The sequence below is a fragment of the Achromobacter sp. NCFB-sbj8-Ac1-l genome, assembly GCF_052695805.1.
The window spans coordinates 4,910,761-4,937,378 of the sequence record NZ_CP199812.1; the positions used below are offsets into that span (position 1 = coordinate 4,910,761).

19 protein-coding genes and 1 other RNA gene are annotated in these 26,618 nt (G+C 67.6%); 5 read left to right on the forward strand and 15 right to left on the reverse strand.

Going from position 1 to position 26,618, the window contains the following annotated elements; translation table 11 throughout:
* Positions 1–21 precede the first annotated feature (21 nt).
* The 4 genes from ACUDP5_RS22505 to carA all read right to left on the reverse strand — a co-directional run bounded on the left by ACUDP5_RS22505 (position 22) and on the right by carA (position 6,242).
* The gene (locus ACUDP5_RS22505) at positions 22–798 is read right to left on the reverse strand and encodes an SDR family oxidoreductase (protein ID WP_263911497.1); all 777 of its coding nucleotides are present in this window, start codon (positions 796–798) and stop codon (positions 22–24) included.
* 86 nt (positions 799–884) lie between these two features.
* A complete protein-coding gene (gene lpxO, locus ACUDP5_RS22510) occupies positions 885–1,781 on the reverse strand; it encodes a lipid A hydroxylase LpxO (protein ID WP_263911495.1) in 897 nt (298 codons plus the stop codon).
* Positions 1,782–1,834: 53 nt separating this feature from the next.
* Positions 1,835–5,077 (reverse strand): carbamoyl-phosphate synthase large subunit, encoded by a 3,243-nt coding sequence (gene carB / locus ACUDP5_RS22515; protein ID WP_263911494.1) that lies wholly within the window; start codon positions 5,075–5,077, stop codon positions 1,835–1,837.
* Positions 5,078–5,087: 10 nt separating this feature from the next.
* Positions 5,088–6,242: a glutamine-hydrolyzing carbamoyl-phosphate synthase small subunit gene (carA, locus tag ACUDP5_RS22520; protein WP_445657236.1), complete on the reverse strand. Its 1,155-nt coding sequence runs from the start codon at positions 6,240–6,242 to the stop codon at positions 5,088–5,090.
* 166 nt (positions 6,243–6,408) lie between these two features.
* On the opposite strand from carA, the gene tal reads away from it, so the two are divergent.
* Positions 6,409–7,362, forward strand: a complete 954-nt coding sequence (gene tal, locus ACUDP5_RS22525; protein ID WP_445657237.1) for a transaldolase — start codon at positions 6,409–6,411, stop codon at positions 7,360–7,362.
* Between the two features lie 39 nt (positions 7,363–7,401).
* Here tal and ACUDP5_RS22530 read toward each other — a convergent pair whose 3' ends face one another.
* Entirely contained in the window at positions 7,402–7,929 is a 528-nt protein-coding gene (locus tag ACUDP5_RS22530; protein ID WP_263911491.1) for a carboxymuconolactone decarboxylase family protein, read from the reverse strand.
* A 147-nt stretch (positions 7,930–8,076) separates the two neighbouring features.
* Here ACUDP5_RS22530 and ACUDP5_RS22535 point away from each other — a divergent pair, with 147 nt between their 5' ends.
* Genes ACUDP5_RS22535 through ACUDP5_RS22550 form a run of 4 tightly spaced genes read left to right on the forward strand, consistent with a single transcriptional unit; the run spans position 8,077 to position 11,911 of the window.
* Positions 8,077–10,284, forward strand: coding sequence for an ATP-binding protein (locus ACUDP5_RS22535; RefSeq protein WP_445657238.1), 2,208 nt, complete (start codon positions 8,077–8,079; stop codon positions 10,282–10,284).
* A gap of 1 nt (position 10,285) precedes the next feature.
* The gene (locus tag ACUDP5_RS22540) at positions 10,286–10,651 is read left to right on the forward strand and encodes a response regulator (protein ID WP_263911488.1); all 366 of its coding nucleotides are present in this window, start codon (positions 10,286–10,288) and stop codon (positions 10,649–10,651) included.
* A gap of 8 nt (positions 10,652–10,659) precedes the next feature.
* The gene (locus tag ACUDP5_RS22545) at positions 10,660–11,322 is read left to right on the forward strand and encodes a hypothetical protein (protein ID WP_445657239.1); all 663 of its coding nucleotides are present in this window, start codon (positions 10,660–10,662) and stop codon (positions 11,320–11,322) included.
* A 19-nt stretch (positions 11,323–11,341) separates the two neighbouring features.
* Positions 11,342–11,911: a biliverdin-producing heme oxygenase gene (locus tag ACUDP5_RS22550; RefSeq protein WP_263911484.1), complete on the forward strand. Its 570-nt coding sequence runs from the start codon at positions 11,342–11,344 to the stop codon at positions 11,909–11,911.
* A gap of 104 nt (positions 11,912–12,015) precedes the next feature.
* On the opposite strand, the gene ACUDP5_RS22555 is transcribed toward ACUDP5_RS22550, so the two are convergent.
* From ACUDP5_RS22555 to ACUDP5_RS22600, 10 genes are all read right to left on the reverse strand, one after another.
* The gene (locus ACUDP5_RS22555; protein ID WP_263911482.1) at positions 12,016–12,810 is read right to left on the reverse strand and encodes an ABC transporter permease; all 795 of its coding nucleotides are present in this window, start codon (positions 12,808–12,810) and stop codon (positions 12,016–12,018) included.
* A 3-nt stretch (positions 12,811–12,813) separates the two neighbouring features.
* Positions 12,814–13,623: an ABC transporter ATP-binding protein gene (locus tag ACUDP5_RS22560; protein WP_263911480.1), complete on the reverse strand. Its 810-nt coding sequence runs from the start codon at positions 13,621–13,623 to the stop codon at positions 12,814–12,816.
* Positions 13,616–14,656 (reverse strand): ABC transporter substrate-binding protein, encoded by a 1,041-nt coding sequence (locus ACUDP5_RS22565; RefSeq protein WP_445657240.1) that lies wholly within the window; start codon positions 14,654–14,656, stop codon positions 13,616–13,618. Before ACUDP5_RS22565 ends, ACUDP5_RS22560 begins: the two co-directional genes overlap by 8 nt.
* Entirely contained in the window at positions 14,637–15,926 is a 1,290-nt protein-coding gene (locus tag ACUDP5_RS22570; protein ID WP_445657241.1) for a CaiB/BaiF CoA transferase family protein, read from the reverse strand. Before ACUDP5_RS22570 ends, ACUDP5_RS22565 begins: the two co-directional genes overlap by 20 nt.
* 154 nt (positions 15,927–16,080) lie before the next feature.
* The gene (recR, locus tag ACUDP5_RS22575; RefSeq protein WP_006385499.1) at positions 16,081–16,689 is read right to left on the reverse strand and encodes a recombination mediator RecR; all 609 of its coding nucleotides are present in this window, start codon (positions 16,687–16,689) and stop codon (positions 16,081–16,083) included.
* A 67-nt stretch (positions 16,690–16,756) separates the two neighbouring features.
* Positions 16,757–17,083, reverse strand: coding sequence for a YbaB/EbfC family nucleoid-associated protein (locus ACUDP5_RS22580; protein ID WP_025137446.1), 327 nt, complete (start codon positions 17,081–17,083; stop codon positions 16,757–16,759).
* Positions 17,084–17,129: 46 nt separating this feature from the next.
* The gene (gene dnaX, locus ACUDP5_RS22585; RefSeq protein WP_445657242.1) at positions 17,130–19,607 is read right to left on the reverse strand and encodes a DNA polymerase III subunit gamma/tau; all 2,478 of its coding nucleotides are present in this window, start codon (positions 19,605–19,607) and stop codon (positions 17,130–17,132) included.
* 120 nt (positions 19,608–19,727) lie between these two features.
* Positions 19,728–19,825: signal recognition particle sRNA small type (gene ffs, locus ACUDP5_RS22590), an RNA gene on the reverse strand.
* 484 nt (positions 19,826–20,309) lie between these two features.
* The gene (locus ACUDP5_RS22595; RefSeq protein WP_445657243.1) at positions 20,310–23,909 is read right to left on the reverse strand and encodes a UvrD-helicase domain-containing protein; all 3,600 of its coding nucleotides are present in this window, start codon (positions 23,907–23,909) and stop codon (positions 20,310–20,312) included.
* 3 nt (positions 23,910–23,912) lie between these two features.
* Positions 23,913–26,576, reverse strand: a complete 2,664-nt coding sequence (locus tag ACUDP5_RS22600) for a PD-(D/E)XK nuclease family protein (RefSeq protein WP_445657244.1) — start codon at positions 26,574–26,576, stop codon at positions 23,913–23,915.
* Between the last annotated feature and the right edge of the window lie 42 nt (positions 26,577–26,618).

Sequence of the window (26,618 nt, forward strand, 5' to 3'; positions counted from 1 at the left end):
CCTGGCCTGCCGCGTTATCTCCTACTGCCCCGCCTTGTCCGCCTTGCGCGGTTTGCGCGGCGCATTGCGCGCCAGGCGGTCGTAGACGGCATTGGGCAACAGCCGCATCAGCTTGGCCACCACGCCCATCTGCCAGGGAATCACCGTGTACGACGTGCCTCGCGCGATGGCTGCGTGCGCCCGTCGAGCGAAGGCGTCCGCGTCCATCAGGAACGGCATGGAATACGGATTGTGCGCGGTCATCGCCGTGCGGATGTAGCCCGGCGCAATGGTGACGACGCGGATGCCGTCGCCCGCCAGCTCGAGCCGCAGGCTTTCGCAGTAGGTCACGACCGCCGATTTCGACGCGCTGTAGGCGCCTGCCCCGGGCAGGCCGCGCACGCCGGCCACGCTGGCAATACCTACCAGCCGCCCCCCGCCCGCGGCGCGCATGGCGTCCACGAAGGGTTCGAAGGTGGCCACGGTCGCCAACAGGTTGGTGTCGACAATGGCTTTGAAAACGTCAAAGTCTTCGGTGTGCCCGGTCAGGGTGCCTGCGCTGATACCGGCGCTGGCGATGACCACGTCTACCCGCCCCTGGCAAAACGCAATGAAATCCTGCGCGGCGGCATGCAGCGCCGGACGATCAAGCACGTCCACCGCATACCAGCGGTGCTGGCCCGGCAGGCTGGCGGCCAGTTCGCGCAGCGCGTCTTCGCGCCGCCCGAGCAGGCCCAGCGTGGCGCCGGCCGCGGCGTATTGCTGGGCCAGGGCTCGGCCCAAGCCGCTGCTGGCACCGGTAATGAAGACTCTGTCCATGAGTTCGCCTGGGTCGGATGAAAAAAGGCGGCGCCTCCCGCCAGGGAGGGCCGCCCGATATCCTACAGGAAGGCCGGCGCCGCGGATTACAGGAAGATCAGCGCGAAGATCGCCGCCACCAGCGCCCATTTGGACAGGTAGTACAGCGGCTTGCTCTTTTTCTTGAGCGCCTTGCCGAAACGCCTGACCGCGTACACCGCACCGAAAATGCGGTTGATGCCACCGGTGGCGTCGCCTTCCTGGTTGGGGGCTGCGGCCGCACGCAGCAGGAAACCGCCCACCACCCGGTTGAACGCCTGGGCCCAGCGGTAACGCATGGGGCGTTCCACGTCCGCGAACAGGATGATGCGGTTCTGGTCGGTCTTGTTTTCGGCGTAATGGATGAACGTTTCGTCGAACACCACTGCTTCGCCGTCGCGCCAGTGGTATTGCTGGCCGTCGACGTCGATATAGCAGTCGGGACTGTTCGGCGTGATCAGGCCCATGTGAAAGCGCAACGAACCGGCGTACGGGTCGCGATGCCGCGGCAGGCGGCTGCCCGGAGGCAACGAGGCAAACATCGCCGCCTTGATGGTGGGAATGCCTGCCAGCAACTGGGTCGTGACCGGACACAGGGCGTCGGCCGACGGATGGTCGGCGTCATACCATTTCAGGTAGAAACGCTTCCAGCCGGTCTTGAAGAAGGAATTGAAGCCCGCGTCGTTGTATTTATCCGAGGCCTTGATGTGGCCGTCGCCATACAGGTTGACGGCCTCTGCCCGGATTTCGTCGCAGCGGTCCAACAAGACCTTCAGCTCTGGAAACTGATCCAGATCGAGATAGGGCTTGTTGGGCACGCTGGAGAACGCGTACATGAAGCAGTTCAGCGGCGCCGTGAACGTGGAGTGATCCAACGCCTGCCGCGAGAACCGGTGCCTGACACGGCCACGGTAGTGAACTACCGTGGCGCACACAATGAATAACGCAAGAATGAACCATTTCATTCTTTTGCCCTCACCTCACTTCACTTGCAGCGCGCCCTCTGCGCGCCCAAGCACTATTTGTCAGTCAAAGACGCGTGGAGTTCCTGCAGGGAATAGACCTGCAGGCCCAAGCCCTGGCGCAGATACTGCATGCCTTCGACCGCGGCGCGGGCGCCGGCGATGGTGGTGAAGAAGGTCACGCGGGCGGCCAGCGCCTGGGTGCGGATGGTGCGCGAGTCGACGATGGCGTTGCGACGTTCTTCGACGGTGTTGATGACCAGCGAGATCTCGCCGTTCTTGACCATGTCGACGATGTGCGGACGGCCCTCAGTGACCTTGTTCACGCGCTGCACGGGAATGCCGGCCGCTTCGATCTCGGCCGCCGTGCCGCGCGTGGCGACCAGCTTGAAGCCCAGGGCGTGCAGGCCGCGCGCCACTTCGACGGCGCGGGGCTTGTCCTGGTTCTTCACGCTGATGAACACCGTGCCGGATTCCGGCAGGCGCACGCCCGCGGCCAGCTGCGACTTCACGAAGGCTTCACCGAAGCTGGTGCCCACGCCCATCACTTCGCCGGTCGACTTCATTTCCGGACCCAGGATGGTGTCCACGCCCGGGAACTTCACGAACGGGAACACGGCTTCCTTGACCGAGAAGTAAGGCGGCACGACTTCCTTGGTGATGCCCTGGGCCGCCAGCGTCTGGCCGGCCATGGCGCGCGCGGCGATCTTGGCCAGTTGCAGGCCGGTGGCCTTGGACACGTAAGGCACCGTACGCGAAGCGCGCGGGTTCACTTCCAGCACGTAGACGTCGCCGCCCTGGATGGCGAACTGCACGTTCATCAGGCCGCTGACGTTCAGGGCCTTGGCCATCATGGTGGTCTGGCGCTTGATTTCGGCGATGACGTCGGCCGACAGCGAGTAAGGCGGCAGGCTGCAGGCGGAGTCGCCCGAGTGCACGCCGGCTTGCTCGATGTGTTCCATGACGCCGCCGATGAAGACGGTTTCGCCATCGGCCAGGCAGTCGACGTCGACTTCGGTGGCGTTGTTCAGGAAGCGATCCAGCAGCACCGGCGAGTCATTGCTGACCTTGACGGCTTCGCGCATGTAGCGTTCGAGGTCTTGCTGCTCGTGCACGATTTCCATCGCGCGGCCGCCCAGCACGTAGCTGGGACGCACCACCAGCGGGTAGCCGATTTCGGTGGCGTGGGCCAGGGCCTCGCCTTCGGTGCGGGCCGTGCGGTTGGGCGGCTGACGCAGGCCCAGTTTGTTGAGCAGCTTCTGGAAGCGCTCGCGGTCTTCGGCCACGTCGATGGATTCGGGGCTGGTGCCGATGATGGGCACGCCGTTGGCTTCCAGGGCGCGCGCCAGCTTCAGCGGGGTCTGGCCGCCGTACTGGACGATCATGCCGACCGGGTTTTCCTTGTGGACGATTTCCAGCACGTCTTCGAGCGTCAGGGGTTCGAAGTACAGGCGATCCGACGTGTCGTAGTCGGTGGACACGGTTTCCGGGTTGCAGTTGACCATGATGGTCTCGTACCCGTCGTCGCGCAGCGCCAGCGCGGCGTGCACGCAGCAGTAGTCGAATTCGATGCCCTGGCCGATGCGGTTCGGGCCACCGCCCAGCACCACGATCTTCTTGCGGTCGGTGGGCGCGGCTTCGCACTCTTCCTCGTAGGTGGAGTACATGTAGGCCGTGCGGGTGGCGAATTCAGCGGCGCAGGTGTCCACGCGCTTGTAGACCGGACGCACGTTCAGCTGGTGACGCAGCTTGCGCACTTCGGATTCGGCCGAATCCAGCAGGAACGCCAGGCGGCGGTCGGAGAAACCGCGGCGCTTCAGTTCCCACAGGGTGGCGTAGTCCAGGTCGGCCAGCGTCTTTTGCTCGAGCGCGAGCTCGATGTCGACGATTTCCTTGATCTGCGACAGGAACCAGGGGTCGATGTGCGTGATGGCGTGCACTTCGTCGAGCGTGAAGCCTTGCGCAAAGGCGTCGCCCACGTACCAGATGCGTTCCGGACCGGGTTCGCCCAGCTCGACCTGCAGCTTTTCGCGGTCGGTGGTTTTCTGGTTCAGGCCGTCGACGCCGACTTCCAGGCCGCGCAGCGCCTTCTGGAACGATTCCTGGAAGGTGCGGCCGATGGCCATGACTTCACCCACGGACTTCATCTGGGTGGTCAGGCGGGCGTCGGCGGTGGGAAATTTCTCGAAGGCGAAACGCGGCACCTTGGTGACGACGTAGTCGATCGACGGTTCGAACGAGGCCGGCGTGGCGCCGCCGGTGATTTCGTTCTTGAGTTCGTCCAGCGTGTAGCCCACGGCCAGGCGCGCAGCGACCTTGGCGATGGGAAAGCCCGTGGCCTTGGAGGCCAGCGCCGAAGAACGCGACACGCGCGGGTTCATCTCGATGACGATCATGCGGCCGTTCTGCGGATTGACCGCGAACTGCACGTTCGAGCCGCCGGTGTCCACGCCGATTTCGCGCAATACCGCGATCGATGCGTTACGCATGATCTGGTATTCCTTGTCGGTCAGCGTCTGGGCCGGCGCCACGGTGATCGAGTCACCGGTATGCACACCCATCGGGTCCAGGTTTTCGATGGAGCAGACGATGATGCAGTTGTCCGCCTTGTCGCGGACGACTTCCATCTCGAATTCCTTCCAGCCCAGCAACGACTCTTCGATCAGGAGTTCGCTGGTAGGCGAGGCTTCCAGGCCGCGGCGGCAGATGGTTTCGAATTCTTCGGCGTTGTAGGCAATGCCGCCGCCCGAACCACCCATGGTGAAGCTGGGGCGAATGACGGCGGGGAAGCCCGAGGTGCCGACTTCCGCGGCGATGCGGCGCTGCACTTCCCAGGCTTCGTCCATGCTGTGGGCGACGCCCGATTTGGCCGATTCCAGGCCGATGTCGGTCATGGCCTGCTTGAACTTCTGGCGGTCTTCGGCCTTTTCGATGGCGTGCTCGTTGGCGCCGATCAGTTCGACATTGTGCTTTTTCAGCACGCCGTGGTGGGCCAGGTCGAGCGCGCAGTTCAGCGCGGTCTGGCCGCCCATGGTGGGCAGCAGCGCATCGGGCTTTTCACGCTCGATGATCTTTTCGACGGCTTGCCAGGTGATGGGCTCGATGTAGGTGACGTCGGCCGTTTCCGGGTCGGTCATGATCGTGGCGGGGTTGCTGTTCACCAGGATGGTGCGGTAACCCTCGGCCTTGAGCGCCTTGCACGCTTGCGCGCCGGAATAGTCGAATTCGCAGGCCTGCCCGATGATGATGGGGCCGGCGCCGATGATGAGAATGCTTTTTAGGTCTGTACGCTTGGGCATGATGCAATCTTTACTTTTGGCCGGACATCAGGCTGATGAACTTGTCGAAGAGCTCCAGGATGTCGTGCGGACCGGGGCTGGCTTCGGGGTGGCCCTGGAAGCAGAAGGCCGGACGGTCGGTGAGCTCGAAGCCCTGCAGCGTGCCGTCGAACAGCGACACGTGCGTGACGCGCGCGTTGGCCGGCAGGCTGGCCGCGTCGACCGCGAAACCGTGATTCTGGCTGGTGATGAAGACGCGCTTGGAAGCCAGGTCCTGCACCGGGTGGTTGGCCCCGTGGTGGCCGGTCTTCATCTTGAGCGTCTTGCCGCCCACGGCCAGGCCCATGATCTGGTGGCCCAGGCAGATGCCGAATACGGGCAGCTTCTTGTCCAGGAACGTGCGCGTGGCGGCGATGGCGTAGTCGCAGGGCTCGGGGTCGCCGGGGCCGTTGGACAGGAACACGCCGTCGGGGTTGAGCTTGAGCACTTCTTCGGCGCTGGTCTGGGCCGGCACCAGCGTCAGGCGGCAGCCGCGATCGGCCAGGAGGCGCAGGATGTTGGACTTGATGCCGAAGTCGTAGGCGACGACGTGGAACTTGGACTGGTCGGGCTGGGTGTAGCCTTCGCCCAGTTGCCAGGTGCCTTCGGTCCAGGTGGCGTTGGACTTGATGGACACGACCTTGGCCAGGTCCTGGCCGGCCATGCCGGCAAAGCCGCGGGCCAGTTCGACGGCGCGGTCGGCGTCGGTGCCGACAAAGATGCAGGCGCCCTGGGCGCCCTTTTCACGCAGGATGCGGGTCAGCTTGCGGGTGTCGATGCCGGAAATGGCAACGATGCCCTGGGCAGACAGGTACTCGGGCAGCGATTGCGTGGAACGGAAGTTCGACACGCGGGCGGGACAGTCGCGGACCACCAGGCCGGCGGCGTAGACGCGGTTCGCCTCGACGTCTTCGGCGTTGATGCCGGTATTGCCGATGTGCGGATAGGTCAGCGTGACGATCTGGCCGCTATAGCTGGGATCGGTGAGAATTTCCTGGTACCCGGTCATCGCGGTGTTGAACACCACTTCGGCAACGGTATGCCCAGGCGCACCGATCGACACGCCTCGAAAAATGGTACCGTCCGCCAGAGCCAGAATTGCAGGAGGGAAGCGGTTGATCCCCTCGGGAAAAAGTTGCGGCAGCACAGTAAACCCCGGTTTTATGAATCGATAATCAAACCTTCGAATTATACCTTGAGCGGCCGTTTTCCCCGGAAAACCGCGCCAAATAAGGCCAGGATCGAAGAATTGGCCTGTCGGCGGTGATACGCTAAGGCACCTTCAACCCTGACGTTGTGAGCCCGTTTTGTCCATGTCCAGCCAACTTGACGCCCTGCGCAATCACACCACCGTTGTCGCCGACACCGGCGATTTCGAAGCGATGAAGGCGCTGCGTCCCACCGACGCCACCACGAATCCGTCCCTTATTTTGAAAGCCGTGCAGCAGGACGCCTATCGCCCGCTGCTGGAAAAGACCGCCCGCGACCACCGCGGCGCCCCCACCGCCGAACTGATGGACCGCCTGCTGGTCGCATTCGGCCGCGCCATCCTGAACATCGTGCCCGGCCGGGTCTCGACCGAAGTCGACGCCCGCCTGTCGTTCGACACCCGCGCCACGATCGAACGCGCCCGCGGCCTGATCGCGCTGTACGAAGCGGCCGGCGTGCCGCGCGAGCGCGTCCTGATCAAGATCGCCTCCACCTGGGAAGGCATCCAGGCCGCCCGCGCACTGCAGGCCGAGGGCGTGCGCTGCAACCTGACCCTGCTGTTCTCGCTGCCGCAGGCCGTGGCCTGCGCCGACGCCCAGGTGCAGCTGATTTCGCCCTTCGTGGGCCGCATCTACGACTGGCACAAGAAGGCCGCCGGCGCCGCCTGGGTCGAAGCCGACCATGCCGGCGCGCGCGATCCCGGCGTGCAGTCCGTGACCCGCATCTACCAGTACTACAAGCGCTTCGGCATCGCCACCGAGATCATGGGCGCCAGCTTTCGCAACGTGGGCCAGATCCTGGCGCTGTCGGGCTGCGACCTCCTGACCATCAGCCCCGAGCTGCTGACCCAATTGGCGGCCACCGACGGTGACGCCCCGGCGCAGTTGCGCGCCGATGCCGTCAGCGGTGACATCGCCCGCATCGCCTCGGACGAAGTGGCCTTCCGCACGCAGCTGAACGACGACGCCATGGCCAGCGACAAGCTGTCCGAGGGCATTCGCGCGTTCGTGGTTGACGCCATCAAGCTGGACGCGCTGATCGAGGCCCAGCGCGGCTGAGCCCCGCCCCGTCCGGCGGGCGGCGCCCCCGGACGGTTTTCAGCGGTGGTCGTGCGAATGCACCTGCAGCGCTTCCAGGAAGCGCGAGACCATGTTGTAGGCGGCCACCGTGGCGGTCAGTTCGACCGTCAGCTTGTCCGAACCCATCGCGGCGCGCGCGGCCTGGAACACGGTTTCGGGCACCTGCACCTGGCGCGTCATGGCGTCGGTATAGGCCAAGACCGCGCGTTCTCGCTCGCTGAACCGTTGTGATGCCTGCCAATCGGGCAAGGCATCCAGCTGGGCTTGCGTCAGGCCTTCTTTCAGGGCGATCGGCGCGTGCTGGTCGGCCTCGTAGGGCGCGCCGTTGATCACCGCCACCCGCATGATCACAAGCTCGCGAATATCGCCCGGCAACGACGACAATTGGCGGATGGACGTCAGGTAATTGAGCCAGCCCCCGGCCACGGCCGGGCTGTGCAGCAGCATCTGGTACAGATGCAGCACGCTGCCGCGTTCGGCGACGATGCGGTCCACCAGCGGTTTCGCGTCGGGATGAGACAAATCGGCGTAAGGAAGACGCGCCATGAAAACTCCGTAAGGGGATTAAGACCGGTTGGCGCCCAAGCGCGTAACGCCTTTGAGCGTCGAATGTCCGAGGCGCAGCAAATGAACACATTCGCAAGAACTTTGACATAATGACAGCACACTGCGCACTCCCAGGACAAGCCTAGAATGAATGCGCCTACCCAGTCCCACCCGCCTGTCACGCTCGCAAACTGCGACAGCGAACCGATCCACGTACCGGGCGCCATCCAGCCCCTGGGCGCGTTGCTCGCGTTCGACGCCGCGGGCGTGCTGCGCTACGCGAGCGAAACCGCGCCGCAGGTACTGGGCACACCCCTTGCGCTGGGCTATCGCTGCGAACCCGGCGCCCTGCCACCGGGCTTGTCGCACTACCTGTCGGTCTGGCTGGACAGCGCCGACCCGGTGTTCGATCCGCTGACCCTGGTGCTGAATGAACATACCTATGACGTCATTGCCCACCGCAACGGGGACGGCCTGACGCTGCTTGAACTGGAACGCCGCGGTGACGCTGCCGACATCGCCGACCCCGCGCGCATCTACCGCGGCATCGAACGCATCCGCGTGCAACGCGACATCGCCAGCCTGCTGGATCGCACGGTGCAGGAAGTACAGCGCGCCACCGGCTTTGACCGCGTCATGGCCTACCGCTTTCATCCGGACGACAGCGGCGAAATCGTGGCCGAGCGGCGGGGCGACCCCACGCTGGAAGACTGGGTCGGACGGCGCTATCCGGCCGGCGACATCCCCGCCCAGGCGCGACGCCTGTATACGGTGAATACGCTGCGCCAGATTGCCGACGCGCAATACCAGCCCGTGCGCGTGCTGGGCCAGGACAGCGCTGACGAACCGCCGCTGGACATGAGCTTTTCGGTGCTGCGCAGCGTGTCGCCGATTCATCTGGAATACATGGCGAACATGGGCGTGCGCGCCTCCATGAGCCTGTCGCTGGTGATCGGCGGCAAGCTGTGGGGCATGATCGCCTGCCATCACCATTCCCCGCGCCAGATCCCCTACCCCGCCCGGCTGGCCTGCGAGGCGCTGGCGCAGGTGCTGTCGGCGGCGTTGGCCAACATCGAAGGCAGCGAGCGCGCCGAAAACGCGCGCCACAGCGCCGCGCTGGTCAGCCGCCTGGCAGAACGCGTGTCGGCTTCGGAAAATGTGCACCTGGCGCTGTCCGGCGGCCCGGACACGCCCGCCGCGCTCGTCCCCAACGACGCCGCGCTGTGCCTGTGGGGCAACAGCGTGACGGTGTTCGGCGGCATTGCGCCGCGCGGCGAACTGGCCGGCATCCTGTGCGCGCTGGACCAGAGCGGCCAGCGGCTGGTTCACACCCACAACATCGCGCGCGACTACCCCGACCTGCAAACCGACCTGGTGCCGTACGCGGGCCTCCTGGCCTGCAAGTTCGACCCCATGAACAACGGCTGGCTGATCTGGCTGCGCAAAGAGCAGATCGAAACCGTGGTGTGGGGCGGCAAGCCCGAAAAGCAATACGCCGTCGGCAACCTGGGGCCGCGCCTGACGCCGCGCGGTTCGTTCGACGCGTGGCGCGAAGTCACCCGCGACACCAGCGCACCGTGGCTGCCGGCCGAACGGGAAGCGGCCGACAACCTGCGCGACGAACTCTCGCACATCGCCACCAGCCGCGCTGCCGACGTGGATCGCGCCCGCACCGCGCTGCTGGCGATGCTGGGCCACGACCTGCGCGATCCGCTGCAATCCATTTCCATGGCGGCCACGCTGCTGTCGAAAACGGATTCCGGCGCCCGCATGGGCGAGCGCATCCGCTATTCCAGCGGCCGGATGCAACGCCTGATCTCGCAGGTGCTGGACCTGTCGCGCCTGCAGGCCGGCATGGGGCTGGGCATCGAAAAGCGCGAATGCCGCCTGTCCGACCTGCTGAACAGCCTGATCGAGGAAAAGCGCCAGGCCTACCCCGGCCTGCTGATCGAACCCGACGTACAGCCCGGGCTGACCCTGATGGCCGACACCGACCGCATCGCCCAGGTGGTCACCAACCTGATGAGCAACGCCCGCCAGCACGGCGCACCGCGCATGCCGATCCACGTGACGGCGCGACAGGACGGCGAGGCCATCGAACTGACGGTCGTGAACCACGGCGCCCCGATACCGGACGAGGTCATGGCGCATCTGTTCTCGCCCTTCAAGCCGGAATCCATGGGCCATTCGCGCAACCGCAATGGCCTGGGGCTGGGGTTGTATATTGCCGAACAGGTGGTCCGCGACCACGATGGCGAGATCACCGTCGGCTGCCATGACGGCCGGGTGGTTTTCACTGTTATTCTGCCGCGCGGCGCCGATGCGCCGCCCGCAACCCGCATCCTGGAGACATGATTTGAACGAAGCGCGCTCGCTACGCGTCCTGCTGGTCGACGACAACGAAATGGGCTCTGAACTGCTGGCCGAATTCCTGGCATTGTCCGGCCTGGAAACCCGCTGCGCCGTCACTGGCGAAGACGCCCTGGCGCAGGTCGCCGCCTTCGACCCGCAAGCGGTGCTGGTCGATATCCTGCTGCCCGACATGGACGGCTACGAACTGGCCCGCCGGCTGCGCGAGCGCAGCACGTCGACCCGCATCTATGCCCTGAGCGGCCTGGCCCGCCACGAGCGCCACGAAGAGGCCACCCGCCTGTTCAACGGCTGGATCGAAAAACCCGCCGACCCCGACGCACTCCTGAACGTGCTGCGGCAGGCGGATTGAGGCCACCCATGCACGCCGATACTTCCGCCCTGGCCCTTTCCGCGCCGGCCCTGGCCGCCGACGGCGTGCGCTTCAAGGTCCTGGCGCAGATCTTTCCCGTCCTGCGGCACGAGACCCTTGCGCCGCTGTCCAACGCCACGCTGGCCGTAGCCATGCTGCGCCAGGCGCCGGATGGCGCCAGCGCCGATGCCCTGCAGCAGCGTTGCCAACGCCTGGCGGGCGATCTGCACCACATGCTCGAAGACAGCGTCAACGTGGTGCGCGACCTGGACCAGTGGCTGATCGACAATGGCGCCCGCCTGCCGGCCGATGCGCTGCTGCGCCAATGCCGCAAGCTGCTGTTTTCGCAATTGATGTGGTCCAGGCGCCAGGTGCGCTGGCCCGAGGACGCCGGGGCGATCGAGCTGCCCGCGTTCGCATCGCGCTACCTGGTGATGGCATGGCTGCTGTGCATGCTGCCGTGGCTGCCCGAAGGCGGCGAACTGGCGCTGGACGCTACGGACACGCGGGCCTGGCACGCGGATTTTTCAGCGATGCCCCAGGCACCGACCGCGCCGCAGCTGTTCGATACGCACGACATCGAGCTGTTGGCCGCCGCATCGGGCTGGCGCCTGGAGCGGCAGTCGCAGCGCTGGACGCTGCACCTGCCGGTTGCGCCGCAGGCCTGTTGAAACCCTCAAGGAGCTTCGCATGATCTCCCCCGTGCACCAGGTTTTGCGGGACGGCACCCGCGCACGCCACGAAACCCTGGACCAAGGCCTGGCGTTGGCCGACGGCGACGTCAGCCGCGCCCATTACCTGAACTACCTGCGGGCCCTGCTGGGCTGGCTGGAACCGGTCGAACAGCGCCTGTGGCAGCTGGAATGGCCGGCCGAATTGCGCGCCCCGGCCCGCGCGGGCAAAAGCGCCCTGATCCGCGCCGACCTGCACGCGGCGGGCGACGCGGCCCCGGTTGCGCACTGCGCCGACGCCCCCGCGCCGGACCAGGCCGACGCCTATGCACTGGGCGTGGCCTATGTAGTGGAAGGCTCGCAACTGGGCGGGCGCTTCCTGGCCAAGCGGCTGGAAGACGTGACCCCGCCCCTGCCGCTGAGCTACCTGCGCGGCTATGGCGACGAGGTCGGCGCGCTGTGGAAGGGCTTCCTGCAGCATCTGGACAGCGCCGCCCAGGGGCACGAAGCGCGTGCGCTGCAAGGCGCGCAGGACGCGTTCGACAGCCTGACCGCGTGGCTGCGCAGCCAGCGCGCACTGCAGGCCTAGGCCGATTATCAGTACCCCGCGGGCTCGCGCCCCCTGTGCGCGACGCCCATGAAAAAGCCCGGCCAGGCCGGGCTTTTTCATGGGGCTTCTCGACAAGCAGCGGATCAGAGCTTTTCGGTCTCGCCCGACTTGGGCTGCCACTTCATCAGCCGTTTCTCGCCGACGCCGACGATGTAGTCCAGCACCAGCGCGAACGCCGTCAGGACCACGATGCCGGCGAACACGGTATTGACGTCGAACGTGCCTTCGGCCTGCAGGATCAGGTAGCCCACGCCGCTGGCCGAGCCCAGGTATTCGCCCACCACCGCGCCCACGAAGGCCAGGCCCACCGAGGTGTGCAGGCTGGAGAACACCCAGCTGGTGGCCGACGGCAGGTAGACGTGGCGCAGCAATTGCCGCTGGCGCGCGCCCAGCATGCGGGCGTTGTCCAGCAGGGTCGGGCTGACTTCACGCACGCCCTGGTAGACGTTGAAGAAGACGATGAAGAACACCAGCGTCACGGCCAGCGCGACCTTGGACCAGATGCCCAGCCCGAACCACATGCCGAAGATCGGCGCCAGGATCACGCGCGGCATCGAGTTGGCCGCCTTGATGTAGGGGTCCAGGATGGCGCTAGCGCGCGGCGACAGGCCCAGCCAGAGGCCGAAAGCCAGGCCGGCGATGGTGCCGATGAAGAAGGCCAGCACCGTTTCGGTCAACGTGACCCACAAGTGGGTATAGATGTCGGCGTTGGTGACGAACCAGGCCCAGATGCGGCCCCAGACCTTCAGGGGTTCGCCGAAGAAGAAGGCGACCTTGGAATCGCGCGAGGCGAGATGCCAGACGCCCAGGATGATGACCAGCAGCAGCAACTGCCAGAAGCGCAGGCTGGCGGAACCGGGTTTGAACGACTTGGACATAGGTCAGGCCCGCTTCTGTTGGGCATAGCCCTTGAGCACTTCCTCGCGCAGCACGGCCCAGATGGCCGCATGCAGTTCGACGAAGCGCAGGTTGTTGCGCACTTCGGCCACGTCGCGCGGGCGCGGCAGATCGATCGCGAATTCACCGATGGGGTGCGTGCCCGGCCCGGCCGACAGCACCACGACGCGGTCGCTCATGGCGATGGCCTCGTCCAGGTCGTGCGTGATGAACAGCACGGCCTTGCGCTTGGCCATCCACAGGTCGAGCACCTCGTTTTCCATCAGCTGGCGGGTCTGGATGTCCAACGCGGAAAACGGTTCGTCCATCAGGATGATGTCGGGATCGCGGATCAGCGTCTGGGCCAGCATGGCGCGCTTGCGCATGCCGCCGGACATCTGGTGCGGATAGCGGCCTTCGAACCCGCCCAGTCCGACGCGGCGCATCCATTCGCGGCCGCGTTCCAGGGCTTCGGCGCGCGGCACACCGGCGAAATCCAGCCCGGCCACGACGTTATCCAGCGCGCTGCGCCACGGCAGCAATGCCTCGCCCTGGAACATGTAGCCGGCCCGCGAATTGATGCCGGACAGCGGCTGGCCAAAGACCTTCACCTGGCCGGACGACGGCGCCAGCAAGCCGGCGCTGACGTTGAGCAGGGTGGACTTGCCGCAGCCCGTGGGGCCCACCACCGACACGAACTCGCCGGGCGCGATGGCCAGGGTCGTGTCGCTGACGGCGGTGTAGCGCTGCGAGCGGTCGTCGCGGGAGACAAAGGTGCAGCTGATGTTTTCCAGCGAAAGCGCGGCTTCAGCCATTGGGGTATTTCTCGTTGGCGCGGCGCGCGAAGTCATTGGTCCAGACCTTGGAGGCGTCGATCTTGGCGGCGTCGAAGTCCGCCTGATAAGCGGCCAGGGCCTTGAGCGCCGTGGCGGCGCCGTCTTCGGGGATCAGGCCGTCGGGCGACAGGCCTTCCAGGCTCTTGCCGATGGCGGCCTTGTAGACGGCCGGATCACCCAGCAGGTAGGTTTCGGGCACGACCTTGGCGATCTCGTCGGGGCCGGCCTTCTGGATCCATTTGTCGGCGCGCACCAGCGCGTTGGTCAGCGCCTGGGTGGTGTTCGGATTGGCATCGATGAACGCCTGCGGGGCATACAGGCAGCCGGCCGGCATGTTGCCGCCGAAGATGTCCTGGGTGTCCTTGAGGGTGCGCGTGTCGACGATGATCTGGATGTCGCCCGGCATTTCCAGCATCGACACCACGGGGTCGGTGTTGGAGATGGCGTCGATCTGGCCGCTGCGCAGCGCGGTGACCGCACCCGCGCCGGCGCCCACGCCGATGATGGACACGTCGGAGGCCTTCAGGCCGTGCTTGGCCAGGAAGAAGCTGACCACCATGTTGGTGGACGAACCCGGCGCGGTCACGCCGATCTTCTTGCCTTTCAGGTCGGCCGGGCCCTTGTAGTTGGGCATGTTCTTCCTGGACACGCCCACGCCGATCATCGGTGCACGGCCCTGCAAGGCAAAGGCGCGGTAGAACTGGCCCTTGGACTGCATGGCCAGCGTGTGCTCGAAGGCCCCGGAGACCACGTCGGCGCTGCCGCCCACGACCGCCTGCAGCGCCTTGGAACCGCCGGCGAAGTCGGCGATCGACACGTCCAGGCCTTCGTCCTTGAAGTAGCCACGGGCCTCGGCGATGGACAGCGGGAGGTAGTAGATCAGGGGTTTGCCGCCCACGGCGATCTGGACCTTGGTCTTCTCCAGCTTCTGGGCGCGCACGATGGCGGGGGCCATGCCCATGACGCCGGCAGCGCCGGCCATCTTGAGCAAATCACGGCGTGTGACTGACATGTGTTGTCTCCTTGGGATCAGGCTTACCGATAGCGCCGATCTGCGCCAGCTTGTCGATAGCCGCTGAATCATACCCCAGCGATTTCAGGACTTCCTCGGTATGTTCCCCTAATGCGGGGCCGATCCAGCGGGTGCCGCCGGGGGTCTCGGACAGCTTGGGCACCACCGCCGGCAGCTTGACCGGACGGCCATCGGCAAACTGGTGCTGCTCGATCATGCGCCGCGCCAGGAACTGCGGATCGGTGAACATGTCGGCCACGCTGTAGATCTTGCCGACCGGCACGTCGGCCGCCTTCAGGGTGTTCAGCGCGTCGTCAATGTCACGGCCGCCGCACCACGCCTGGATCGCGCCGTCGATCTCGTCCACGCGGCGGGCGCGCCCGCCGTTGCGGACCAGGTCCGGGTCCGTGGCCAGGTCATCGCGGCCGATGGCCCGCATCAGGCGGTGGAAGATCGCATCGCCATTGCCGGCGATGACGACGTTCTGGCCGTCGCGGGTGGTGTAGGTGTTGGACGGCACGATGCCGGGCAGCGCGCCGCCCGTGCGCTCGCGCACCACGCCGGCCACGTCGTATTCGGGCACCAGGCTTTCCATCATGTTGAAAACCGCTTCGTAGAGCGCCACGTCGACCATCTGGCCCTGGCCGGCGCGGCAGGCCTCGCCGCTCTGGCCGTTCCAGCGGCCGCCGGTGGCATCGCGATGGCGCAGCGCCATCATCGCGCCGATCACGCCGTGCAGCGCCGCGATCGAGTCGCCGATCGAGATGCCCACGCGCAGCGGCGGCCGGTCGGGATGGCCGGACACGTAGCGCAGCCCGCCCATGGATTCGCCGATGGCGCCGAAGCCCGGCTGGTCTTTCATCGGCCCCGTCTGGCCGTAGCCGGACAGGCGCACCATGATCAAGGCGGGGTTGATGGCGCGCAGCTGTTCAAAGCCCAAGCCCCATTTTTCCAGCACGCCGGGGCGGTAGTTCTCGACCACCACGTCGGCGTCCAGCGCCAGCTTGCGGGCGATCTCGCGGGCGTCGGGGTGCTTCAGGTTGAGCGCGATGGATTGCTTGTTGCGGGCCTGTACCGTCCACCACAGCGAATTGCCTTCGTGCAGGTGGCGCCAACTGCGGATAGGGTCACCGCCGCCCGTACCGTCGGGGCCGTGCGGGGTTTCGACCTTGATGACGTCGGCACCGAACTCGCCGAAGATGCGCGCGGCGAACGGCCCGGCGATGAGCGTGCCGAGTTCCAGGACTTTCAGTCCGGTCAGGGCTGACATGATGGGTGTCTTCCTCGTGGGTGTCCGCGCCGTACATGCGCCGCGGATCGATTTGCGAGCGGTACAGGATACCCTGCCCCGCCCCGCCGCCCCAAGGCCTGTGCGCGCCCCGTGGACGGCACGACCTTCGCCCGGCAAACGCCACGCGGGCACGTCAGGTGGTCTTGCGTTCCATCAGTGCCCAGGCGATGGTGCCGGCGTCCACGTATTCGAGTTCGCTGCCCGCAGGCACGCCGCGGGCCAGGCGCGTCACGCGCAGACCGCGTTCGCCCAGGGCTTCCCCCAGGAAATGCGCGGTGGTCTCGCCTTCGGCCGTGAAGTTGGTGGCCAGGATGACCTCTTGCACCACCCCGTCGGTCGCCCGGCGGATGACACGGTCGAAATCCAGTTCCCGCGGCCCGATGCCTTCCAGCGGCGCAACCCGGCCCATCAACACGTAGTACAGGCCGCGGTAGCCGTGGCTGGACTCGATCATGTTCTGGTCGGCCGGCGTTTCGACGATGCACAGCAGGGAAGGATCGCGCTTGGGGTTGGCGCAGGTGGCGCACACGTCTTCTTCGGCGAAGCTGTTGCAACGCGAACAATGACGCAGGTCACGCACCGCGCCCGCCAACGCCCGCCCCAGCATGTCGGCCCCCTGGGGGTCGTGCTGCAGCAGGTGATAGGCCATGCGCCGGGCAGAGCGCACGCCCACGCCAGGCAGGCGCCGCAGGGCCTCGATCAACGAGACGAGCGGTTCGGGTTCGGGCAGTAGTGGATCCATGGCGCGGCGAAATCTTGCGGACGGCAATAGCCGCGCCGCGGGATGCGGCGACGGCCCGGGCGTTCGATCAGAACGGCAGCTTCATGCCCGGGGGCAACGGCATGCCGGCGGTAACGGACGCCATCTTTTCCTGGGAGGTGGCCTCGGCCTTGCGCAGCGCGTCGTTGAACGCGGCGGCAACCAGGTCTTCAAGCATGTCCTTGTCGTCGGCCAGCAGCGAGGGATCGATCTCGACGCGCTTGACGTCGTGACGGCAGGACATGGTGACCTTGACCAGGCCGCCGCCCGCGGCGCCTTCGACCTGGATCTCGGCCAGGGCGTCCTGCGCCTTCTTCATGTTTTCCTGCATCTGCTGCGCCTGGCGCATCAGGCCGGCCAGTTGTCCTTTCATCATGATCGAGTTTCCTTGAACGAGGGGAATAAGGGGATTTGCCGGCGCCTCAGGCGGCGGCGGAAGGGGGATCGACGTGGCGGATCGAGCCGGCCACGACATGGCCGCCGAAATCGGACAGCAACGCCTGCACGAACGGGTCGACGGCGACCGCGTCTTCGGCGGCCTGCTGGCGCGCCGCACGCTCGGCCTGGGCCACGGCGTGGGCCGTGGCTTCGCCGACGGCGCCGACGTCGACATCCAGGCGGATGCCCTGGCCGAAGTGTTCGCACAGCACGGTCTGCAGCCGCACGCGGCTTTCGCTTTCGGCCAGCGTCCGGACCGCCACCCGCAGGATGACGGCATCGCCCTGCACGCCGGCCCATTCGCTTTGGCGGGCCAACTCGGCGGCCAGCCCGGTTACGGGCAGGCGCGCGGCCAGCTCGGGCCAGGCGGTGGAGGTCATGTCGGCGAGGCGGGCGCGCGTCTGGCGCTTGCGCGCCGGGGCGGCGCCGTCACGCCGGGCGGGCGCGGGCGACGGCACCGGGGCCGCCGACGGCGCGCTGGCCAGGGTTTCGAAGTCGTCGTCGGGATCCGACGTGAAGCCGCCGTCCGGTACGAAACCGCCTTCGGCTTCGAAGGGAATTTCCTCGTCGACCCAGGACGGCGGACCATCGTTGTCGTCCGCGGCGGGCGCGACAGCGGCAGCGGCCGGCGTCACAGCGAGCGGTGCGGATTTGGGGGCGACGGGCAATCCGGCGACGGGCGATCCGGCGACGGGCAATCCGGCGGCGGGCGATCCGGCGACGGGCAATCCGGCGGCGGGCGTTCCCGCAGCAGGCGGCGATGCCGGCGCGTCCGTTGCCGCATTCGCGGGAGCAGACGGTTGCGCAGCCGCGGCCGGCGCGACGGATTGCGCGGACGCGTCGGCGGGAATCTCTTCCCAGGGCGGAATGCCAGCCGACGGCGCTTGCGCAGCGGCTGCCGAGTTCGCAGCGGCGGCTGCTGCGGCAACCGGCGCAACGGCCGGTGCGGCGGCGGGGCTTGCGGCAGGTTCATCTGCCACGCTGGCAACCTGCGCCGGAGCAGCCGGGGCGGAGACAGGGGCCGGCACGGGCGTCGCCGCAGCGGCCTGGGCAACCGGCGCTTGCGCCGCGTCGGGCTGCGTCGCCGGGGGCTGATTCGTGGCGGCCCGGCTGGCCGGCGCTTGCCCGGCGGACGCTTGTGCGGCCTGAGCTTGAGCGACGGCGGGTGCCTGATCGACGGGTGCCTGAACAACGGCGGCTTGCGCAACAGGCGACGGCGTCACCGCAGCGGGCGCCGAGGCTTGCACGGCAGGCGCCGGCGACGCAACGGGTGCGGCTGCGACCGGCGCAGCCGGCGCCGGCTGCGCGGCTGCCGTGGCCGGCTCTGCCGTCTGGCGGGCCGGCGTGGCGGGCGCTTCCAGGGCCGTCTGCGGACCGGCGTCGCCATTGAGCGCCAACATGCGCAGGCAGGCCATGATGAAGCCGGCGTATTCGTCCGGCGCCAGCGTCAGTTCGCCGCGGCTATGCACCGCCACGGAATAGAACAGTTGCACGGCATCGGGATGCAGCACCTGCGCCAGGCGGGCGATATCGGCCGCCAACGGGTCTTCGGCCGGCATCGCGCCAGTCACGCGCTGCTCGATGGCCACGCGCGACAGCAGCACAGCCAGGTCGGCCAGCGCGCCGGCATACGACAGGCCGCGGGTTGCCAGCTCGTCGGCCACGGCGAGCACGCTCTTGGCATCGCCGGCAGCCAGGGCGTCGAGCAGGCGCACCAGGTGGCGTTGATCGATCGTGCCGAGCATGCCGCGCACGGCGTCTTCGGTCAGGTTGCCGGCGCTGTAGGCGATGGCCTGGTCGGTCAGGGAGAGCGCGTCGCGCATGGAGCCGGACGCGGCCTGGCCGATGAGGCGCAGCGCAGGGACTTCGAAGCCGACCTGCTCTTCGCCCAGCACCGCCTGCAAGTGGCCCACGATGGAGTCGGCCGGCATCTGCTTCAGGTTGAATTGCAGGCAGCGCGACAGCACCGTGACCGGGATCTTCTGCGGATCGGTGGTGGCAAGAATGAATTTGACGTGCGGCGGCGGCTCTTCCAGCGTCTTGAGCATCGCGTTGAACGCGTGCCCGGTGAGCATGTGCACTTCGTCGATCATGTAGACCTTGAAGCGGCCCGCACCCGGCGCGTAGACGGCCTGCTCGAGCAGCTGGGTCATTTCCTCGACGCCGCGATTGGACGCCGCGTCCAGCTCGAGGTAGTCGACGAAGCGGCCGGCATCGATCTCGGTACACGCGCGACAGACGCCGCAGGGCTTCGAGGTGATGCCGGTTTCGCAGTTCAGGGATTTTGCAAGGATGCGCGACAGCGTGGTCTTGCCGACGCCGCGGGTGCCGGTGAACAGCCAGGCATGATGCAGGCGCTGGGTGTCGAGCGCATGCGTCAGCGCGCGCACCACGTGATCCTGTCCCACGAGGGTATCGAACGATCGCGGCCGCCACTTGCGGGCCAGTACCAGATAAGTCATGGCGGGATTGTAGAGCCTTTGCAAGAGCCTAAGCGATGGCCGGCGTGAAATGCAAAGGGGACGGAATCATCTTCCGGGGAATCCCCCTTGGAAAACAACCCCGTCCCCTTTGAGAAACCGGTTGGCGAGCCTTACTCCGGCACTGACCCTAAACGACTATGGCTGCTTCGTTCCCGACCTGACCAGGTTCACCGTCGAACCATGCGAAGGGGCCCGCCAATCAAGATTCTAGCAGAGCTTCGCGTTGCTCGCTTGCTAGCCTCTTGATTGGCGGGCCCCAGGGGGCTGTAGGGGGGCCCCCTCCCCGGCCCTCCCCCCGGGGGGGAGGGGGAGAGGACGTCGCTTCGCTTGTCCTTTTGGCTCGCTTCGCTTTGCCTTGCTTGCTTGCTTTGCCTTGCTTGCTTGCTCGCTTTGCCTTGCTTGCTTGCTCGCTTTGCCTTGCTTGCTTTGCCTTGCTCGCTTTGCCTTGCTCGCTTTGCCTTGCTCGCTTTGCCTTGCTTGCTTGCTCACTCGCTTTGCCTTGCTTGCTCGCTTTGCTTGCTTTGCGTTGTCTGCTTGCCTTGTTTACTGGCTGGCTTTATTTGCCTGGTTGAGGGCGTTGCTTGCTTGCTTGTCTTGTGGCGTGCTGGCTTCGGTTTGGCTTCTTTTGGTTGTGTCGCGTTGATTGGTTGTGTCGCGTTGATTGGGTGTGGAGTGGCTGACTTAGGGGGGTGGAGTCAGGTCTATCCAGGCTTTGGCGCGGGGGAAGTAGAGGGCGGCGCGGGCGGGGCGGCCGTCAAGGGCGGTGACTTGGGCGCAGTAGCGCAGGAGTTGGTCGCCGTGGCGTTGGCGCATGCGTTGGGCGAAGGCGGTGGGGGACTCGTTGGGTTGGGGACGGCCGGTTTTGTAGTCGACGATCAGCCAGCCATCTTCGGTGCTCAGGGCCAGGTCGATGACCGAGACCTTGCCGGCGGCGTCGATCAGGGGCCATTCGCGGCGGGCGCCGGATTGGGACAGGAGCCACAGGCCGCGGTCGTCGGACAGGGTCGCTTGCAGGGTGTCCAGCACGGCTTCGGAGGCGGCGTCGGCCTGGCTGGCGGGGATGCCGGCGCGGGTCAGTTGGCGGCGCATGGCGGGCAGTCGGTCAGCCAGTGCTTCGGCGGGCCAGGCGGCGACGCCGTCTTGGCCGATGCGGGCCAGCCATGCGTGGGCCAGGGTGCCGATGGCCGCGTCGTAGCCGGACTCGAGTTGCCAGGCGGGATGCTCGCCGCCCTCGCCCCAGGCGCCGCGCGCGGCGGCAGCGAAGCCGGGGCTGATGGCAACGTCGGCCTGGCGCGACAGGTGTGCCAGGCCGGTCGTATCGATGCGGCGCAGGGGTTCGCCTTGCCATTCGGGGCCGTCTTCGGGCGGCGCGGCGGCGTCTTCGCCGGACGACGGGGGCACGGGCGGGGTCAGGCAGGGCCACAGGCGGCCCAGGAGGCTGGCCGAGGACGGGGTCTTGGGCTGGCCGCTGGCCTCGTCGATCGAGACATGGCCAACCAGGTGCAGGCGCTTGCGGGCGCGGGTGGCGGCCACGTACAGCAGGCGGTCGATTTCGTAGGAAGCGCGGCGCGCTTCGCGCGCCCCCAGGTAGCGCGACACCGGGTCGGCTTCGGTTTCGGCGCGGGCCTTGACCGGGCCGAACAGCACGCGGCCGCCGCTTTGCTCGAAGCGCACCAGCGGCGGCTGGTCGCCACGCGGGGCGCGGTGCAGACCGTACAGGATGACCGTGTCGAACTGCAGGCCCTTGGATTTGTGCATGGTCATGATTTCGACCGCGGCTTCTTCGTCGGCCGCGTCAGGCGCGGCGAACAAGCGGGCGATGCCGGCGTCCAGCGCGGCCGGGTCGATGGCGCCATGGGGTGCCAGGCGCTCGACCAGCTGGAACAGGCTTTCGGCGTCGGTGGCCACCGATGGGCCGCTGTACAGCGCCGGGCCGCCCAGACGACGCCAGAGCGCTTCGACCCAGGCTGCGAAGGGTATGGCGCCCGAGGCGTTGCGCGTGTCCAGCAGCACCATCGCCACCTGGCGCAGGCGGGCATATTCGTCCGGGTGCAATAGCGTCTGCGCCACGGGCGTCGAGGGCGTATCGGCGGATGGGTCCCCATACGGCGGGGCTTCGGCGTCGTCGAACAGCGATCCTTGGGGCGGCGCTTCCGTGTGATCGAACAGCGATCCTTGGGGCGCGGCATCAGCGTGACCGAACTGCCCCCCCTGGTGCGCGACTGCGGTGCGATCGGACCGCTTCCCTGGTGCCAAACCGGATGTGGCCTCGAAGCCCCCCGCGGCCGCCTGGGCCGGCACGATGCGCAGCGCGCGTTCCAGCAGCACCGGCACCGGCGTGACGTGGTCGGCACCGAACAGGTGCTGCAGCGATTCCAGCGTCAGGCCGCAATACGGCGCACGCAGCACCGACAGCCAGGCCAGCCGGTCACCCGGATGCGACAAGGCGCGCACCAGTTGCACCAGGTCGGCCACCACCGGCCGCAAAGCCAGCGGCACGAGATCGACCGCGCGGCAGCGGATACCCTCTTGCGCCAGCCGGCGCGTCAGGTTGCCCAGGTGGCTGCGGGCCCGCACCAGCACTGCGACGGGGTGCTTGCTGCCGGCGTTTTCCGCCAGCGCCTGGCGCACCAGGCCCACGGCGATGTCTTCGGCCTGTTCTTCCGCCGGGGCCGCACCGGCGCGCGACCAGGCGGGATGAAAGCGCACGGCCGGGTCCGGCAGGGCCTCGTGAAATGCACTGGACGGGCTGTACTTGATGGCGCCCGCCGCCGCGTCGCTGCGCTTGGGCAGCAGTTGCGCAAAGGACTGGTTGACCCAGTCGACGATGCCGGCCTGCGAGCGGAAATTGTCGGTCAGGTTCAGAAAACCCGGTTGCAGTTCGCCCACGCCTTGTTCGGCGACTTCCAGGAACAGCCCGACTTCCGCCTTGCGGAAACGGTAGATGGACTGCATCGGATCGCCCACCAGGAAAAGACTTCGGCCGTCGCCCTGTTGCCAGCCGGACGTCAGCGTGCGCAGCAGGTCCAGCTGCGTCTGGCTGGTGTCCTGGAATTCGTCGATCAGCAGGTGCCGGATGGAGGCGTCCAGTTTCAGCAGCAGTTCGCCGGGGTCGTCGGCGCTGCCCAGCGCCGCGGCAGCGCGCTGCGAGATTTCGATGAAATCGACCTCGCCCGTGTCGGCGAACCGCAACCGCAATTGCGCGACCGCCAGGGCCAGCGTCATGAGCTGCGCGCCCAGCACTTCCCATTGGGCGTCCGAAAAGTGCGGCGAGGGGATATCGCGCACGGCGGCCAGGCGCCGCACCCAGGGGGCGTCGGGGTCCGCGCTTTCCAGCCAGGCCACGAAGGGTTCCTTGTGGGCGCACTTGGCCGGAAAGCCCAGGTTCTTGTTGACGGTCTTGCGCAGCGTGCCGGTGCCGGTGAGCAGCAGGTGCGCCACGGCGCGCCACTCGTCCAGCACCTCGGCATCGGCGGGCAGTTCATCGGTCCAGTCGAGCAATGCGGCAAGCTTGTTGTCATCGTCGCCGTCCTGCAACTGCGTGGCGGCCAGTCGGGCGGGGCCCGACAGGGCGTCGGCCCAGCCCAAGGGCATGGCCTCGCACAGGGCGTCGAGGTCTTCGCCGATGGCCTCGGCCAGCGTGGCCTCCAAGGCCTCGCGGTCAGAGCCATGGCGCAGCAGCGGCAGCCATTGGTCGCGCTGACCCAGCATGGCGGCGATGGCTTCCTTGGCGGCCTGCACATCCACGTCCATGTGCTGCAGCAGGATGCGCACGGCGTCGTAGTCGTCGGCCAGGTCGAGCGTGGCGCGCGCCGCGGCCTCGTAGTGGCCGCGCGCATCGTCGGTGATCTCGGGCATGCCTCCCAATTCGGACAGCCACGGCATGCTGCGCACCAGGCCCGCACAGAACGAGTCGATGGTGCGGATGGCCAGGCGCGCCGGGTGGTCCAGCAGGTGCCAGCCCTGTTCATCGTTGCGTGCCAGCGCGGCACGGGCCAGGTCCCAGCTGCGGCGTTCGTGCGCCGCATCGGGCGGAGCATCCAGGCCGCGGCGCAACTTGCTGAGCACGCGGGCATGCATTTCGGACGCGGCCTTGCGCGTGAAAGTGATGGCGACGATTTCTTCCGGGCGATTCACCGTGGCCAGCAGCGCCAGGATGCGGTCGGTAAGCAGCTCGGTCTTGCCCGACCCCGCGGGAGCCTGCACCAGGAACGAGCGCGCGGGGTCCAGCGCGGCCGCGCGCGCGGCGTGGTCCTGGGGCTGGCGTTCTGTATCGGCCATGGCTCAGGCGTCCTCGTCATCCAGGTGCAAGCGCAGGAAAGGCAGCGCGTCGCAGTATTTCAGATCGTCGCGGCGATATGCCACATTGGCGGCGTAGCCGGCCACGTATTCGTCGGCCAGCGATTCGATGGCGCTACGCCAGCGCTGGCGTATTTCTGGCCACGACAGTCCGTCGAAATATTTGCTGTCCGCGGCCAGGGTGACGCCCGGCATGCCCAGGTCTTCGTCGGCCAGGCCCTGCGCCGCCACCTGGCGCGCGTGGATCTGGGCCAGCACCAGGCCGGCGACCTCGCCGCCCGCGGCGTCGGCCAGCACCGAGGCGTAGAACGGCAACTGCACGTTCACCGGGCGGCTGCGCGACCAGTCGGGTTCGGGCTTGGCGGCGGCCACCCCGGTCTTGTAGTCGACGATGACGTTGCGGCCGTCGGCCAGGGCATCGATGCGGTCCAGCCGCAGTTTCAGGTGCAGCGCGCCGCGGTGCCACTCGTGGTTTTTCTCGACCTGGGCCACGGTAAATGGCAGGCGCTGGGCTTCCATGTCAAGCCACGACGCCAGCACGGTCAGGGCCCGCGCGCATTCCAGCGCCTTGAGCGCCGGGGCGTATTCCTTGAGTTCTTCGTCGGCCGCCTGCGCCACCGCCTGTTCCAGCAGCGCGGGCAGGCGGCCCGTGGCCAGCGTCTCGTGCAGGGCCTCTTGATCGGGCAGCATGCCCCACACCCGTTCCAGCGCCTTGTGCAGGAACTGGCCGCGCACGTTCACCGTGGCGGCGTCGGCGTATGGTGCCAGTTCGCGCCCGCCCAGCCGGTGCCGCACGAAGGCCCAGAGCGGATTGCGGGCCTGGGTGTCGAGCACGTCCAGGCCGCCGCCGCTGCGGTCGTCCGGCGCCAGCGGCGGGCCTTGCGAGTCGTCCAGCGATTCCTGCGGCAGCGCGGCAACGCCTTGTGCGGGCGCAGGCGCCCAGTCGGCGGGCAGGGCCGCCGCGATCAGGGGCGATGGCCGCAATTCGCGTTCGCCGTCCATGCGGGCGTGGCTGACGATCAGTTCAGGCGCACACCGGCACAGCGCGGCATACATGCCTTCGGCCCATTCCCGCTCGCGTTCGGGGGTGGCCCGCGGCGCCTTGGCCTGGCGCAGCACCGCCAGCGGCAACAATGGATTGGGCTTGGGTGACGCGGGCAGCACGTCGTCGGTCAGGCCCAGCATCCAGACGCCATCCCAGAAGCCGCCTTCGGCTTCAAGCAGACCCAGCACGTCCAGCCGCGCCAACGGATCGCGTTGCGGCTGGAACGAGGCCGACCGCGCCACGCTTTGCAGCAGGTTGACCGCCGCCACGCCGCCCAGCTTGCCCGCTGCCGGCGCCAACGCCGAAAAGCTGGCCAGCGCGTCGCCCAAGGCGCCAAGCACCTGGTAGCCGACGCTGTCCAGCACGCCTTCGCCGGGAAAACCCAGCGCCGTCAGGGCGGCCTTCATGCGCAGCATCCAGACATCGCAGGACGCACGGTTGCCCCCCTGCGTCCAGATTTCCATGGCCTGGCCCCAGGCCTGCGCCAAGGGCGGTACCACGGCCAGCTGCTTGCGCCACTCGGCCGCGGCAACGTGGACCTGGCCGCGGCGGCGCCAGCGCGCGTCCAGGGCCGCCAACCGGGCGCGTTCGCTGACGTCGCCCGCGCAATGGCCCGCCAGCAAGGCAGCGCCCAGTATCTCGACGCCACAGCCCTTGCCCGCCGCGCACTCGGCCAGCGCCCGCAACCAGGCCAGCGCGGCGCGCGCCAGGGGCCATTCATTCAACGGCCGGCCCACCGCCACGTTGAAGGCAAACGCGGGCTGGCCGCCATGGCCAGCCAGCGCCTGGCTGAGAATGCGGCGCGCGAACGGGGATTCGGCTTCGAGTTGCGGCGACACGATGGCGTAGCGGCCATGGGGATGCTGCTTGAGCTGGCTGGCCGCCCACTCGGCCGCGGCGCGCCATTCAGCGCCCTGGTCGGGCGCCTCGAAGCGCCGCGGCGCAGCCGGCGCGCGCTGCGCGTCGCGCCATTGGGCGATGAGGCAACCCTGTTCTTCGAACGCCTGCAGCAGGCGCCGGAACCGCGGCGACAGGTCAGTGAAACCCGCCAGCACCAGGTGCCCCGGCGTCGCCAGGCGGCCGTCTTCCAGTGCACCCAGGACCCGGGCGTAGCCCTGGTTGGCGTCTTCGGCATCGATGGCGGCCAAGGCCTTGCGATAGCGCTGGCGCCAGCGCGCAAAACCCCGGTATTCGTCGGTATCGGCGCCGGACGGCACATGCAGCGCCCATTCGTCCATGAGCAGGTCGGCGTCCATCGACAGGCGTGCGGCCTGGCTGGCGTCGAGCAGCACGCGTTCAGCTTCTTCGGCGCGGATCGCTTCGGTCCAGACCAGCTGGGTGGCGAAGCTGTCCAGACGGTAGGCGGGCACGCCTTCGTCGGCCTCGAACGCCAGTTCGTTGGCGGATTCGGCCAACCAGGCGGACAAAGGCAGGATGCGGGGCAGTTCACTGACCTGGCGCTCTTGGCGCAGCAAGCCGGCCAGCTCGAGCGTGAGCCGGCGCGACAGGCGGTTGTTGACGGTCAGCACCAGCATGTCGGCGGCAGGCAGGCCACCGATGTCGGGCAAGCTGAGGTCGGGATAGGAAAGCGGTGTGTCCTGCATGGAAGGCGAAGAAGAATTCACCGCCGTAGGATACCGCGAGCC